Origin of the sequence: Pseudomonas frederiksbergensis (genome assembly GCF_000802155.2) — a bacterium.
Lineage (GTDB): Bacteria > Pseudomonadota > Gammaproteobacteria > Pseudomonadales > Pseudomonadaceae > Aquipseudomonas > Aquipseudomonas frederiksbergensis_A.
This window is the reverse complement of the sequence record NZ_JQGJ02000001.1, coordinates 623379-637541: the sequence shown is the minus strand read 5'-3', so window position 1 is coordinate 637541 and position 14163 is coordinate 623379. Positions and strand designations below refer to the sequence as shown.

The 14163-nt window shown below is 62.6% G+C and carries 13 protein-coding genes; 6 read left to right on the top strand and 7 right to left on the bottom strand.

The genetic code is table 11. The annotated features are described in order from the left end of the window. Positions 1–13: 13 nt before the first annotated feature. The 5 genes from JZ00_RS02855 to JZ00_RS02835 are packed head-to-tail and all read right to left on the bottom strand — an operon-like array spanning position 14 to position 4855. Positions 14–1036, bottom strand: coding sequence for a polysaccharide biosynthesis/export family protein (locus tag JZ00_RS02855; RefSeq protein WP_039592785.1), 1023 nt, complete (start codon positions 1034–1036; stop codon positions 14–16). Between the two features lie 20 nt (positions 1037–1056). Then, positions 1057–1701, bottom strand: coding sequence for a CpsD/CapB family tyrosine-protein kinase (locus JZ00_RS02850; protein WP_039592786.1), 645 nt, complete (start codon positions 1699–1701; stop codon positions 1057–1059). Further along, a complete protein-coding gene (locus JZ00_RS02845; protein WP_039592787.1) occupies positions 1702–2448 on the bottom strand; it encodes a sugar transferase in 747 nt (248 codons plus the stop codon). Continuing rightward, positions 2445–3500, bottom strand: a complete 1056-nt coding sequence (locus tag JZ00_RS02840) for an NAD-dependent epimerase (RefSeq protein WP_039592788.1) — start codon at positions 3498–3500, stop codon at positions 2445–2447. Before JZ00_RS02840 ends, JZ00_RS02845 begins: the two co-directional genes overlap by 4 nt. Further along, positions 3497–4855: a UDP-glucose dehydrogenase family protein gene (locus tag JZ00_RS02835; RefSeq protein ID WP_039592789.1), complete on the bottom strand. Its 1359-nt coding sequence runs from the start codon at positions 4853–4855 to the stop codon at positions 3497–3499. Before JZ00_RS02835 ends, JZ00_RS02840 begins: the two co-directional genes overlap by 4 nt. Before the next feature lie 376 nt (positions 4856–5231). Here JZ00_RS02835 and JZ00_RS02830 point away from each other — a divergent pair, with 376 nt between their 5' ends. The 6 genes from JZ00_RS02830 (at position 5232) to JZ00_RS02805 (ending at position 11752) form a co-directional block, all read left to right on the top strand. Continuing rightward, positions 5232–6929, top strand: a complete 1698-nt coding sequence (locus tag JZ00_RS02830; RefSeq protein ID WP_039592790.1) for a sulfatase-like hydrolase/transferase — start codon at positions 5232–5234, stop codon at positions 6927–6929. A gap of 112 nt (positions 6930–7041) precedes the next feature. Then, positions 7042–7710 carry an ABC transporter ATP-binding protein gene (locus tag JZ00_RS02825; protein WP_039592791.1) on the top strand — a complete coding sequence of 223 codons (669 nt, stop codon included), beginning with the start codon at positions 7042–7044 and terminating at the stop codon, positions 7708–7710. After that, positions 7707–10178: an ABC transporter permease gene (locus JZ00_RS02820; protein WP_039592792.1), complete on the top strand. Its 2472-nt coding sequence runs from the start codon at positions 7707–7709 to the stop codon at positions 10176–10178. The genes JZ00_RS02825 and JZ00_RS02820 overlap by 4 nt, the downstream gene beginning before the upstream one ends. Then, entirely contained in the window at positions 10168–11238 is a 1071-nt protein-coding gene (locus JZ00_RS02815) for a lipocalin-like domain-containing protein (RefSeq protein WP_039592793.1), read from the top strand. The genes JZ00_RS02820 and JZ00_RS02815 overlap by 11 nt, the downstream gene beginning before the upstream one ends. Before the next feature lie 62 nt (positions 11239–11300). Next, on the top strand, positions 11301–11543 hold the full coding sequence (locus JZ00_RS02810; protein WP_039592794.1) for a hypothetical protein: 243 nt from the start codon (positions 11301–11303) through the stop codon (positions 11541–11543). A gap of 29 nt (positions 11544–11572) precedes the next feature. Further along, positions 11573–11752, top strand: a complete 180-nt coding sequence (locus JZ00_RS02805; protein WP_039592795.1) for a hypothetical protein — start codon at positions 11573–11575, stop codon at positions 11750–11752. A gap of 142 nt (positions 11753–11894) precedes the next feature. Here JZ00_RS02805 and JZ00_RS02800 read toward each other — a convergent pair whose 3' ends face one another. Together JZ00_RS02800 and hglS are read right to left on the bottom strand one after the other, a co-directional pair. Then, on the bottom strand, positions 11895–12413 hold the full coding sequence (locus tag JZ00_RS02800) for an Hcp family type VI secretion system effector (protein ID WP_039592796.1): 519 nt from the start codon (positions 12411–12413) through the stop codon (positions 11895–11897). A 274-nt stretch (positions 12414–12687) separates the two neighbouring features. Continuing rightward, entirely contained in the window at positions 12688–14082 is a 1395-nt protein-coding gene (hglS, locus tag JZ00_RS02795) for a 2-oxoadipate dioxygenase/decarboxylase HglS (RefSeq protein ID WP_039592797.1), read from the bottom strand. Between the last annotated feature and the right edge of the window lie 81 nt (positions 14083–14163).

Sequence of the window (14163 nt, the reverse complement as noted above, 5' to 3'; positions counted from 1 at the left end):
TCGTCACCTGATTTCAGTTGTCGCTGCCTTTGTTGTCGACGCGGTAGCCGAAGCCGAACCCGACGCCCTGGAACAGCACCACATCGGCCAGTTGCCTGGCCGTTTCGCCGGCTTTGGCCAGTCCGGTCTTGGGCACGTACAACATGTCCTCCGGCTGCAGGTAGGCGATCTGCGAGGCGTCACCGCTCAAGGCCTTTTCCACGTCGTAGTGACGGGCTTCGACCTGGTTGCCGTTGCGGCGCATGATCATCACCGAGTCGAGCCGTGCCTTGACGTTCGTGCCACGGGCCAGGGTCAGGGCTTCGAGAACCGAGATCGGTCGGCGGATCGCATAGGCGCCAGGCTGGGCCACTTCACCCAGGACATAGATCTCGTTGCCGGCGGTGGACTTGAGCAGCACATCCACGGTCATGTGGCCGGGCAGTTGGGCGTAGCGCTCGTTGAGGAAGGTCTCCAGCTGGGTGACGGTCATGCCTTGCAACGGCACCGAGCCGATTTCCGGGAAGCTGGCGTAACCATCCCGGCCCACGATGATTTCCCGACTCATGCCCGTGGCCGGGTGGGTCAGGGTGTTACGCAGGTTAGCCTCGCCGGAGAGCGGGCTGGTCACCAGGACGGTCAATTGGTTGCGGTTGGGTTGGAACAGCATCTTCTGGTCATAGGCACGCTGCACCGCCAGGCGCGCCTCGTCGGTGGTCAACCCGGCGACTTTCACCGAAGTGTTGGCGCCCGGCAGTTCGATGGTGCCGTCAGGCATGACCTGTTGCGTGCCGTTGAGTTGGCTGGCGGCGGTGAAGTTAAGGGCAACCTGGTCACCCGACTGCACGCGATAAGCCTGGGAGGTCGTCGTGCCGATGTGGAAAATCACATCCAGCACATCCTGGGGCCGCAAGGTCTGTTCGACCTTCGGCATGTCGGTGGCCTGGGCATTGGCCGGCGCAGCCGTGAGGATCTGCACTGGCATGGTCATGCTTTCGTTGTGGCTGGAGCAACCGGCAAGCGGCAGCAACAGCAGGACAAGCATTCTGGCGTTCATCTCGTCTTCCTTTTGCGCGCTTACAGGTTGTTGTAGAGCCATTTGGGCATGTAGTACTTGCGGCGATTGAACACGCTGCCGACGACTTTCGCGCCGGCCTGGACCAGCCGTTGTCGGGTGGCCTGGGCCACTTCCCAGCGAGTGTCTTCGCCGCGTACCACCAGCACCACGCCATCAACCTGGGTGCTGATCACCAGGGTGTCGGTGGCCGAATACACCGCGTCGGCATCGATCACCACGAAGCGGTACTGCGCGGCCAGTTGCCTGAACAGCGGGCGCAGTCGCTCGGGGCTCAGGCGTTCGGCGTTGTGGCCGAGCCGACCATGGGGCAGCACGTCGAAGGGCAGGCTCGAGACCTGCACCACGCAGTCCTGCAACAGCGGTGGCGAGAGGCTGTTGAACAGCAGGTCGCTGAAGCCGCGCTCTTTTTGCAGCGAGAGCTGCTGGCTGAGGTTGCGTGGCGACTGGCTGGCGTCCACCAGCAGTACGCGGCCATTGCTCATCTGCGCCAGTTGGGCGGCCAGCGCCATGGCGCTGGTGCTCGTTCCGGTGCCGGTGTTGGCCGCTGTCATGAGAAGGATCCGCAGATCCGGGTCGAGCACGGTCGAGGTCAGGTTGGTCTCGCTCGGGCTGGCTATGGTCAGGATATTCGTCGAACCGTCCATTTAACTCGCTCCGTGGCCGCTGAAAACTTTGAAGGGGGTGATCATCAGGATCTTCAAATCCAACAGCAGGCTCTGCTCGGCGATGTAGCTGAGGTCCAGTTCCACGCGCTGGTCGAAGTCGATATTGCTGCGCCCGGAGATCTGCCACAGCCCGGTCAGGCCGGGGTAGATGCTCAGGCGCACAAGATGGTTGTCCTTGTAGCGATAGGCGTTGAACGAGGTGGGCCGCGGGCCCACCAGGCGCATGTCGCCGGTCACTACGTTGATCAGGTTCGGCAGTTCATCGAGGCTGCTGCGTCGCAGGAACCGGCCGATGGGGGTGATCCGCGGGTCGTTGTCGATCTTGAAGTCGATGGCGTCGGCGCCGTGCTTGTTGAGGTGGCGCAGCGACTCTTTCAGGGCTTCGGCATCGGCGACCATGGTGCGAAACTTGTACATGCCGAACACACGGCCGCGGTAACCGGTGCGTTTTTGCACGAACAGCACCGGACCAGGGCTGGAAAACTTGATCAGCAATGCCAGGCCCAGCAGGAGCGGGGCGAGCAGCACCAGGATCGCCAGTGCGCCGAGGCCGGCCACCACCCGGTTGGTCCGCGAGACCGTCCAGGGCCGACCGCCATCGCGACCGGTCAGCCAGCCACGCCCCTGGCGGTGAATGGCGGCGTCGAGGCGTCGACGGTGCTCGGGGTCGACGCGTTTATCGCGCCCGAAGGCGCTGATCTCGATGTCTTGTTCATGTCGGGTCATAGACTCCTCCGCTGAGATTCGGCCGCAAGCGGCGTGTGGATGGGGGGCGCGTAGTAATCGAGGAACCAGTCGACGAAGCGACCCAGGCCGTCGTCCAGTTCGATGCGGGGCTGGAAACCGGTGGCCCGGGCCAAGTCGCTGGCATCGGCGCAGGTGTTGAGCACGTCCCCCGGCTGCAGGGGCAGCAGCTCGATCCGGGCGGTGCGGCCCAGGTGTTTTTCCAAGAGCGCCACGTAGGTACGCAAGGCCACCGGGTGCTGGCCGCCGATGTTGTAGAGGCGCCACGGTGCCAGGCTGCTGGCCGGATCCGGTTGCTCGCGATCCCACTGCGGTGATGGCTGGGGTGGGCGTTCGATCAGCCGGGCGATGCTCTCGACGATGTCATCGATGTAGGTGAAGTCGCGCGCGTGCTCGCCGTGGTTGAACAGCCGCAGGACCTGGCCCTGGGCAATGGCGCTGGCGAACTGGATCGGCGACATGTCCGGCCGACCCCAGGGACCGTACACGGTAAAGAAGCGCAGGCCGGTGCAGGGGATGCCGAACAGATGGCTGTAGCTGTGGGCCATCGATTCGTTGGCCTTCTTGGTCGCCGCGTACAACGACAACGGATGATCGACGCCGTCCTGCACTGAATAGGGCGTGCGCTGGTTGGCGCCGTACACCGAGCTGGAAGAGGCGTAGATCAGGTGCTTGACCGGGTGACGGCGGCAACTTTCCAGGATGTTGAGGAACCCGGAAAGGTTGCTGTCGACGTAGGCGCGGGGGTTCTCCAGCGAGTAGCGCACACCGGCCTGGGCGGCGAGGTGAATCACCACGTCCGGGCGATGGGTCTGGAACAGTTCGTCGATCGCCGACGCGTCGATGAGGTCGATACGCGCCAGGGGAAATTCGCCGACCTGGTCCTGCACCCACGCCACGCGGTCGTGCTTGAGCTGCGGGTCGTAGTAATCGTTGAAGTTATCCAGCCCGCACACGTCGTGGCCGTCGCGCATCAAGCGCAACACGCAATGGGCTCCGATGAAACCGGCCGCGCCGGTCACCAGGATGTTCACGCTTGTGGCCCCGGTGCGCTGGGCACGGTGTGCCGCAGGCCGATGCCGCGGTACAGCAGCCCGGCGGCGGCCAGGTGTTCGGGGTTGTACAGATTGCGGCCGTCGATGATGACCCGGGCGCGCAGCTTGCTCGCCAGCAGGTCGAAATCCACCACGCGAAAGTTCTTCCATTCGGTGCAGATCACCAGGGCATCGGCGTCCTCCAGCGTGTCGTCGCGGGTGGCGCACAGGTTCAGGTCTTTGCGATAACCGTAGAGACGCCGGCATTCGGACATGGCTTCCGGGTCATAGGCCTGGACGCGCGCGCCTTCGCGCCAGAGCGCTTCCATCAGGTAGCGGCTCGGGGCTTCGCGCATGTCGTCGGTGTTGGGCTTGAAGGCCAGGCCCCAGATGGCGATCGATTTGCCGGCCAACTCGCCAGGGAACTGCTGCGCCAGTTTTTCGAAAAGAATGTGCCGCTGGCTGTCGTTCACATCGGTGACGCTGCGCAGCAGGCGCAGGGGCATGCCGCTTTGTTCGGCGGTGTGCAGCAGGGCGCGCAGGTCCTTGGGGAAGCAAGAGCCGCCGAAGCCGCAGCCCGGGTAGATGAAGTGATAGCCTATGCGTGGGTCCGAGCCGATGCCCTTGCGCACCGCTTCGATGTCGGCGCCCAGGCGTTCGGTGAGGTTGGCCAGTTCGTTCATGAAACTGATGCGGGTGGCGAGCATGGCATTGGCGGCATACTTGGTCAGCTCCGCGCTGCGGTTGTCCATGAACATCAGTTTTTCGTGGTTGCGGCAGAACGGCGCGTAGAGCTCGCTCATCTGATCCCGCGCCACCTGATCGCTGGTGCCGATGATGATCCGGTCCGGGCGCAGGCAATCGGCAAGGGCGCTGCCTTCCTTGAGGAATTCGGGATTGGACACCACGCGCACGTTCAGCTGTTTCAGGCCCCGTCGAGCCAGCGCCTGGCGGGCGCATTCGGCGACTTTGTCGGCCGTCCCGACCGGCACGGTCGACTTGATGATCAGGGTGCGGTCACTGTCCATGAAGTCGGCGATCTGCCGGGTGACCGCCAGCACATGGCTGAGGTCCGCTGAACCGTCTTCGTCGGCGGGCGTGCCAACGGCGATGAAGATCAGTTCGCCATGGTTGACCGCATCGCTGGCTTGGCAGCTGAACGACAACCGTCCGGCCTTGAGGTTGTCTTCGAGCAATCCGGACAACCCCGGCTCGCTGATGGGCGGTACGGCTTGTTGCAGCTGACGGATCTTGTTCGGGTCGATATCGACGCATAAAACCCGGTGACCCACGTCGGCCAACGCAGCCGCTTGGATCAACCCAACATACCCCGTACCAAATACGCTCACGTCCATCTTAGGCGCGCCTCGTAAACCGGTTGATGTAACTTGGATGACACTGTTTAGAGGGGTATAGCGCAGCTTCAGAAAAGCGTGTCAGCAAAATGACAGTTGTCAGTGTTAACAAAAATTAGGAAGTGGGGCGTTCTGATATCAAGTTATTGACTGGATTGGATAAGTCCCCTGTTTATTGGGTTGGATCCAATTTTATCTAAGCGATGAACGGTATATATCCATAGTTTTTACCATTTTAGACAGGTAAAAAGTGTCACTTTTGGGCTAACTTTTTTTTGACGCTCTGGCCGTTCGTCCTCTTTCTTGCGCTTTGCAAACTCGCTGCTAGTGTGCAGAAACAACCCCTTCACCACGTCGCGCCGCCGCCGGGAAACACATGAGCCGATACCTCAAGGAAGCGCTGTTGTTGCTGTACCTGTTCAGGGGACATGACTATTACCTGGAGCGTCTTGCGGCGCTGGGTTTCAGCTTTGCAACGGTGTTGTTCGGCGCAATGTTCGTTGCGCTGCTGCTTGCGTTGTGGATGGGCGCCTACATTCGCCAGGCGCTGGTGCGGCATCTGTTCGCATTGGCGATGTTTGCCTCGGCGGTTTTCTTCGAGGTGTACACCCGGGTGACCGACAGCTACCTGACCTACAGCCAGTTCGTATCGCTGGTGTATTCGGGTGGGTTTATCCAGGAGGCGGCGTATCAGTATCGCGAGGTGATTTTCAGCGCGATGGCGGGGGGCCTCTTGCTGTTGCTGGGCATCGGCCTGAAACCACGGCGGCGGCTGCCATTGCCCGGTTATGTACCGGTCGCCGCGCCGTTGTTCGGGGTATTGCTGCTCAGTGGCGTGCTGTTCGCAAGGGCGGGTGAGGGCGCCCGTGGTTTACCGATCATGTACACGCCGCTGGCCTACCTGAACCTGTTTACCTACGAGGCGTTGCACAACACGGTCGGCGCCCGAGAGCCCGTCAGCCTGCTGCGGCAATCGTCTGTGATCGGGCACGATATCGTATTGATCATCGACGAAAGCATCGGTGGCAATTACCTAGATATAAACACCCCGTCCGGTGTGGCCAGTGGTCTCAAGACACCGCCGCCCGGTGTGGAAATCTTCAACTACGGCTACGCCGCCTCCATCGCCAATTGCAGTGCCGACACCAACGTCACCCTGCGTTATGGCGGTACGCGGGCTGACTACATGCGCATCAACAGCACGCAGCCGTCGATCTGGCAGTACGCCCATGGCGCCGGCATGCGCACGGTCTATATCGATGCCCAGCGCACCGGCGGCAACTTGCAGAACCTGATGACCGAGCTGGAAAAACAGGACATCGACCAGTTCATTCAATTCGACCAGGTCCGCGTGCTGGACCGCGACATGGCAGCCGCGGCGCAGTTGGCCAAGCTGCTGAACAATGACCGGGCAGAGCTGGTAGTGGTGAATAAAGTGGGCGCGCATTTTCCGGTCCACGACAAATATCCCGATGCCTTCATGACCTACCGTCCGGCCTTGCCCCGCGGACAGTTCCAGGACGTGGCCGACACCGGCAAGCGCGACGGCTTCAATGGCCGGCAGGATGATTGGCAGCTGTATCGCAATGCTTACCAGAACACACTGCTGTGGAACGTCGGCGAGTTTTTCCAGCGCCTGTTCCAACAAGGCAACCTCCAGAATGCCGTGCTGATCTACACCTCCGACCATGGCCAGGACCTGCATGAGCGTGGCAATCCCGGGCTCAATACGCACTGCGGCGGGGACCCGGTGGAAGAGGAAGGGCTGGTGCCGCTGGTGGTCATCCAGGGCAGTCAATTGCGCACCCTGGATTGGCCCCGCGCCTGGGCGCAGAACAAGGACCGCTCCAGTCACTACAACATCTTCCCGACGCTGCTGGCATTGATGGGCTACGACCCGGCGGCGGTCGTGGCGCGATATGGAAAACCCTTGAGCGAGCCCACCGAAGACGACTTCACCTTCAATTACCGCTTCAATGCACGACTGGGGGCCAAGCCAGCCTGGAAGCACATCGACCTGGGCAGCATCGTTACGCCGGGGCCCGTGAAGGCGCAAGTGGCGACGGGCAAGTGATGAACGGCTCGACAATGACGGACCAATACCGGGAACCGGATATTTCCTGGAACTCTCACAGCCGCTCAACCTCCGCTATTCTGTCGCCTTCGCCGATCTGCCGAGTGCCCCCATGCTGGAAGTCCGTAACGTCTTCAAAAGCTACGCCACGCCCCAAGGCCCGCTGCCGGTCTTGCAGGGCGTCGACCTGACGTTGCCCCCCGGCAGCAGCCTGGCGTTGATGGGGGAGTCAGGCAGCGGCAAGAGCACCTTGCTGCACTTGGTCGCCGGCCTGGATAAAGTCGATCGCGGCAGTATTCGCAGCGGCGGGTATCGGCTCGACGGTATGAGCGAACACCAGTTGGCGAACTGGCGGCGCACGGAAATCGGCCTGGTATTCCAGCAGTTCAACCTGATCAGCAGCTTGCCGGTGGAAGACAACCTGGCGTTCCAGGCGCGCCTGTGTGGCCGTTTTGACGCAGGCTGGCAAGGGCATCTGGTGCAGCGGCTCGGGCTTTCGGATCTGCTGCGGCGGTATCCCGAGCAGTTGTCCGGCGGGCAGCAACAACGAGTCGCCTTGGGCAGGGCCTTGGCTTCGCGTCCGCCGCTGCTGTTGGCCGATGAACCCACCGGCAGTCTCGACGAAGCCACCAGCGACGAGGTGCTGCGACTGCTGCTGGAGTTGCTCGACGGCAGTCCGACCAGCCTGTTGATGGTCACGCACAGTCAGCGGGTGGCGGCGCGCCTGGCCCATCGGGTGGTGTTGCAAGGCGGGCGCCTGGCAGAGGCGGCCCAGGGGTGATGATCTTTCGCCAGACGCTCAAGGCGCTGCTCAGTCATTGGCGTCGGCACCCGGTGCAGTTTTTCAGTGTACTGACCGGGCTTTGGCTCGCCACCAGTCTGCTGACCGGTGTGCAGGCGTTGAACAGCCAGGCCCGTGACAGCTACGCCCGCGCCAGCCAACTGATCGGCGGCGAACCCCAGGCCAGCCTGAGTGCTCCCGGCGGCGGCACATTCGCGCAGCAATGGTTCATCGACCTGCGTCGCCAGGGCTGGCCCGTGTCGCCGGTATTGCAGGCGCGAGTGACGCTGTTGGGGCACGAAGACCAACGCCTGCAATTGATGGGCATCGACCCGGTGTCGCTGCCGCCGGGCTCGGCGGTGGCGGGGCAGGCGCGAGAGATTGGCGAGGTGGTGGAGTTCTTCACCGGCACTGGCCACACCTGGATTGCCCCGCAAACATTACAGGCCCTGGGACTGAAGGAAGGCGACAGGCCCCGCACTGCCGATGGCCAGCCTTTGCCGCCCTTGCACGTGCAGCCGGACATGGCCCCCGGCGTGCTGCTGATGGACATCGGTTTTGCTCAGGCACTGCTCGGGTTGCCGGATCAGCTTTCGCGCTTGGTATTGCCTGACAGCTACACCGCTGTCTTGCCAAAGGCCTTCAATGGCTTGCTCCAATTCAAGCGCGCCGAGGATGAAAACAACCTGTCGCGCTTGACCGAGAGCTTCCACTTGAATCTCGACGCTCTGGGGTTTTTATCCTTTGTGGTGGGCCTGTTCATCGTCCACGCCGCCATTGGCCTTGCCCTGGAACAACGTCGCGGTCTGCTGCGAACCCTGCGAGCCTGCGGCGTCAGCGCGCGGGTGCTGATCAGCAGCCTGGTGCTGGAGTTGGGCGCGTTGGCGTTAGTGGGCGCGATGGCCGGCGTGCTCAGTGGGTGTTGGTTGGCCAGCCTGCTATTGCCCGACGTCGCGGCGAGCCTTCGAGGTTTGTACGGCGCCGAAGTGCCGGGGCAATTGAACCTCAGCCCTTGGTGGTGGCTGGGCGCAATTGGCCTGGGCTTGCTTGGTGCGCTGTTGGCCGGAGCCCAGAGCCTGTTGCGCGCCGCTCGCCTGCCGCTGCTGGCCCTGGCCAATCCCCAGGCCTGGCACCAGGCCCACGCGCGATGGTTGCGGCGCCAGGGTGGGGTGGCGCTGTTGGCCGCGCTGGTCGCCGCCTCGGCGTTGGCCTGGGGCGACAGCCTGGCGAGCGGTTTTGTCCTGATGACCGCACTGTTGCTGGGCGCGGCCTTGGCCTTGCCGGTGTTGCTCAACGGCGTACTGAATTTACTGTTGCGCCGCAGCCGTTCGGTGCTCGGCCAGTGGTTTGTCGCCGATTGCCGTCAACAATTGCCGACGCTGAGCCTGGCGCTGATGGCCTTGCTCCTGGCGTTGGCGGCGAACATTGGCGCCGGCAGCATGACGGCGGGGTTTCGCCAGACGTTCAGTGACTGGCTCGAACAGCGACTGACCGCCGAGCTGTACATCAACCCGCAAACCCCGACCCAGGCGGCCGAACTGCATGACTGGCTCAGCCAGCAACCCTCCGTCACTGCCGTGTTGCCCAACTGGCAAGTGTCGATCCCGTTGCAAGGTTGGCCGACCGACATCTACGGCATCGTCGATCATCCGTCCTATCGTCAGCATTGGCCTTTGCTGGAGGCCGCAGGGGATCAAGCGTGGGAACAACTGGCCGGTGCAGACACGCTGATGCTCAGCGAGCAACTGGCCCGGCGCCTGAAGGTGCGGATCGGCGATCGAGTGACCCTGCCGACTCCGCAAGGTCCTTGGAGGCCTCGCATCGTCGGGATTTATGCCGACTACGGCAACCCCAAGGGCCATGTACTGATCAATGCCGGACATCTGCGCGCGCACTGGCCGCAGTTGACACCGAATCGCTTCAACCTGCGCATCGAGCCGGCGGCGATTCCCCGATTGCTGACGGCGTTGCAGGCGCGCTTCAACCTCGATGACAACCGGATCGTCGACCAGGCGCGGCTCAAGGGATGGTCAACCCAGGTGTTCGAACGCACTTTTGCCGCCACGGCGGCACTCAACAGCCTGACCCTGGCGGTGGCGGGCGTCGCGTTGTTCATCAGCTTGCTGACCCAGAGCCAGAGTCGCCTCAGCCAGTTGGCGCCGCTATGGGCATTGGGGATAACGCGGCGACAGTTGATGCTGCTCAACCTCGGCCAGACCTGGCTGCTGGCGCTGTTGACGCTGCTGCTGGCCTTGCCGCTGGGCATCGCCCTGGCTTGGTGCCTGGACGCAGTCATCAACGTGCAGGCCTTTGGCTGGCGCCTGCCATTACGGCTTTTTCCGATGCAGTTGGCGCAGTTGCTGGGCCTGGCAATGTTCGCCACGCTGCTGGCATCGGCCTGGCCGCTGTACGCGTTGTACCGTACGCAACCGGCGGATTTGCTGAGGACGTTCGCCCATGAAGATTAGAGTTGGCCTGATGCTGCTGGCGCTGCTCGGCGGCTGTGACAACGCATCGCCACCGGACAAGGGCTTTGCCGGCCTGGGCACCGAGGCTGTCGCGTTCACGCCGGTGGTGCCCGGGCGCGTGTTCAGCTTTCCAGCCGATCACGGTGCCCACGAAGGCTTCCGCATCGAGTGGTGGTACGTCACTGCCAATCTCAAGGACGCCGAGGGCCGGGATTTCGGCGTGCAATGGACGCTGTTCCGCAGCGCCCTGGATGCCGCGCCCCAGGCCAGCGGTTGGCGCAACCAGACGATCTGGCTCGGCCACGCCGCCGTCACGTCCGCCACCGTCCATCATGCCGCCGAGCGCTACGCCCGGGGCGGAGTCGGGCAGGCCGGCGTGCGCACCACGCCCTTCGATGCCTGGATCGACGATTGGCGCTTCGGCACTCAAGCCGTTGGCCCGGACCCGCTCGCGGACATGCAGTTGAAGGCGCGCGGGCCACACTTCAGCTACGACTTGCGGCTGACTTCGACCCGGCCGTTGGTGCTGCAAGGGGATCAGGGTTTCAGTCAGAAATCCGAACAAGGCCAGGCCTCGTACTACTACAGCCAACCGTTTTTCCAGGCGGCTGGTGCCCTTGAAATCGATGGCCGGCGCTATCAAGTCAGCGGCCCGGCCTGGCTCGACCGTGAATGGAGCAGCCAGCCCCTGACGGAAAACCAGACCGGTTGGGATTGGTTTTCCTTGCACTTGGAAAACGGCGATCACGTCATGCTTTATCGCATGCGCCACAAGGACGGCGAGCCTTACCTCACGGGCACCTGGATCGATGCCCGGGGGCAGGCGAGGACACTGGACGCCAGCGCAATCAGCCTCACGCCGCTGGACACCGCCGAGGTAGCCGGACGATCGATGCCGGTGCGCTGGTCCATCAAGATTCCCGCCAGGCAACTCGATGTCACCACGCGGGCCGTCAATCCCGATGCCTGGATGAACCTGCGCATCCCGTATTGGGAAGGGCCGGTGCAACTGAGCGGCAGCCATGGCGGCAATGGCTATCTGGAAATGACCGGGTATTGATTCGTCGGAACTCCCCGCGTGCGTCGCCCCTCATACCTATGAATGCCTCGCGGGAGTCCGTCATGAGCGATGACATCAAACCACCGTCGCTGGCCGACTGGCAGCGGCTGTTCGACGACAAGGCCTATTGGCAGGAATCGCCCGATGCTCATTTCACCGAGCTGATGCGGCTGGCCGACGACCTGTTCGGCCTGGGAGAGATTGACCTGGACCGGTGGCAAGAATTGAAGACCCAGGCCGAGGAGCTTCACCAGCGCTCGCCGGATGCCAACGTCGCAGAAGAAGTGGCGGACCCCGACGCGTGATGCCCGTCAAGCCAACCAAGGAGTTTGCGATGAAGCCCAGCCCCGATCAAACGCAGGAAAACCCCGACGACCCGGCGCTGCCCGGCGAGGTGGAGCGTGACAACGACGCATTGCGGCCCAATGACCCGGCCAAGCGTGAGCAGCAGGGCAACCCTGATGCGCAGGAAACCGATGCGCAGAAAACCGCCAGGCAAAAACAAGACCGCTGATGCGACGTGAAGAATAATTTATGCGGGGCTCACGGACATCCCGTGCAAGCTCCACTATCATTGTTGGCGTTCGCCCAGTGTCAGGCTCTTTACCAGTGCATGGAATGCCGAGGCCGTCGCACTGGGCGAACACCCGCGAGGGTTAGCCTGCGACCGGCGTACGCCAGTCATCGGAGCCCGAGGTACCGCTCACTTCGTGGGTCCAGGTGATCTTGCGGTAGGTGAAGTGCACGTCCTCCAGATGAGTGAAATGGCTGTTGCCAGGGTCCTGGCAGTTGAGCATGTAATCCTTCATATCGACGATGATCGCGTCTTCCAGGGTGGTGGTGTAGTAGTGCTCCTGGGTGCCCGCAGCCGAAGTGCGATACCACTGGATCTCAACCTTCGTCAGGCGTTCGCCACTGGTCAGGGCTGCCTGGAGCAACGGCGAGGCTTTATCGAATACCTTGGTGATGACCAAGGGTTTGTGTATGCGCTGGCCAGTTGGCTGGCCGGACTGGGGATCGCGGGGAATCGTCACCTGGTGCTGGAAGCCCTGCACCATGACCTGGTCTTCATGACCTTCCTGATAGGTGTTGCCTACCGAGTCAGCGGTGAACGCGCCTGCGGTGATCAGACCTTGTTTGGTGCCTTCGATGGACATGTAAGCGGGGGTAGCCAATGGATGCTCCTTGCTGGATAGCTGGACGCCCGGGACGTGAATCGTCCGAGGCGGCTGACCGATATCAAGAGCCATGCCATTTATAAAAAACGTAGATAAATCAATCTGTTGGGATTCTTTCTCTGCGGAGCATGGCGCCGGTGCCGCGAAACTCACGCAGAAGGCTGCATCGCCCTCCACTGTCGATTGCGCACGCAGCAGATGCCGTCTGCCATCGGCGAAACGGCCATGCCGCAGAGGATAGTCAGGTGTTGGCGCGCAACTTATTGCTTTTCTATTCTTGGGCTATTTTCCGAGCGTCCAATGCCGACAGGCATTCGTCGATGGAGCGCTTTTGCGTCTCGGCGTACAGCGCCAGTTCATCGATGGTCGGCCGTTCCAGCGCTGCTTCGAATGCCTGTCGATTGGATTGCCCGGCATAGTGGCTCTGGGCGGCATCGCCCAGGTTCGACTGGAATATCCCGGCGGCGCTGACCGGCAGGAAATCTTCGTAGACCAGCGGTTCGGCGCGCAAATAGCGCTGTTCCAGCAGGCGTTCCAGCGAGATCGGCTGTTCCAGCGTGCCTTTGGCGGCAAGCCCCGCCGGTGTCACGAAATAGCGGAAGTAGGCCAGCGCTTGCCGGCGCAGCGCTTCGTGGTCATCCGGGAACTGGGCAAAGTGCTCGGCCATCAACGCGTTGTAGCGTTCGGCATTGGCTTCGTTGGGAAATTCGCCCAGGGCATCGCGCGCTGCGTTCAGCAACTGATCGTAGAGGGCCCGTCCTTTTGGCGTGAGGGCCGCGCCTCGTTGTTCGATTTCCCCGAAGCGGGCGCTGTGGCTGCCCTGGGATTGGGGTTGGTCAGTGAACGCGACGGGCTCGTCGAGCGCCTTGAAACTGGTCTGGCGCAGCAGGATAGGGCACTGGCGACGAGGCGGGCCCTCGACCACCGCTTTGGGTGTGATGCCATGCACCGGCATCTGGGCCTGCACGATATCGATGTCCAGGGTACGCGGCGTCAGGTGGTTGATGTGCGGCCCCTTGAACGCCACCACGTCGGCGATCAGGCGATGCTGGGCGCTCAGTTGTCGATATTGCTCGGCGGTGACGGTGGCGCTGTGGTGCCAGCGAAAGGTTTCCAGCGCTTGCAATACAAACTCGTCAGCCTGGGATTGCGTCAGGCCGCCCTGGCGTTCGGCCAGTTCAATCAGTTCGAGAGCGCCCGGGGTAAAGATCTGACGCTTGGCCAGCACCGCCTCGGCAAAGGTCCGCAGTTCGCTGTTTTCGATCAGCTCCAGGCGCAGCAGCGAGGTAAATACCCGGAACGGGCTTATCTGCAGCGACGTTTCATGCACGGCGCGAAAAGCCGTCGAATGCACCGGGACCCCGGCTGGTGTCAGGTCGTAATAGCCCACCGGTTGCATGCCCATCACCGCAAACAGTCGGCCCAGCATCGCCAGTTCGGTGGCGGTCCCGACGCGGATCGCGCCATGGCGCTCCATGTCCAGGCGCTGGAGTTCACCGGTGCTGCGCAGATGCTCGGCCAGCGATGGGTCGTTGGCCAGGACCTGGGCGTTGGTTTGCTCAACCAGGCTCATCAATGCGCCATACAGCGGCACCTCGTCGCGGTACATGTCGGACATCGCCCTGGAAAAGCGTTGGCGGATCAAGTCGGGGCTGACGAAGCTCATCGTGAGAATTCCTGGCGAGGGCTGTGGGAAAGTTGAACGAAAGATCGCAGCCTTCGCCAATGCCGGCAAACGAAGAATCTT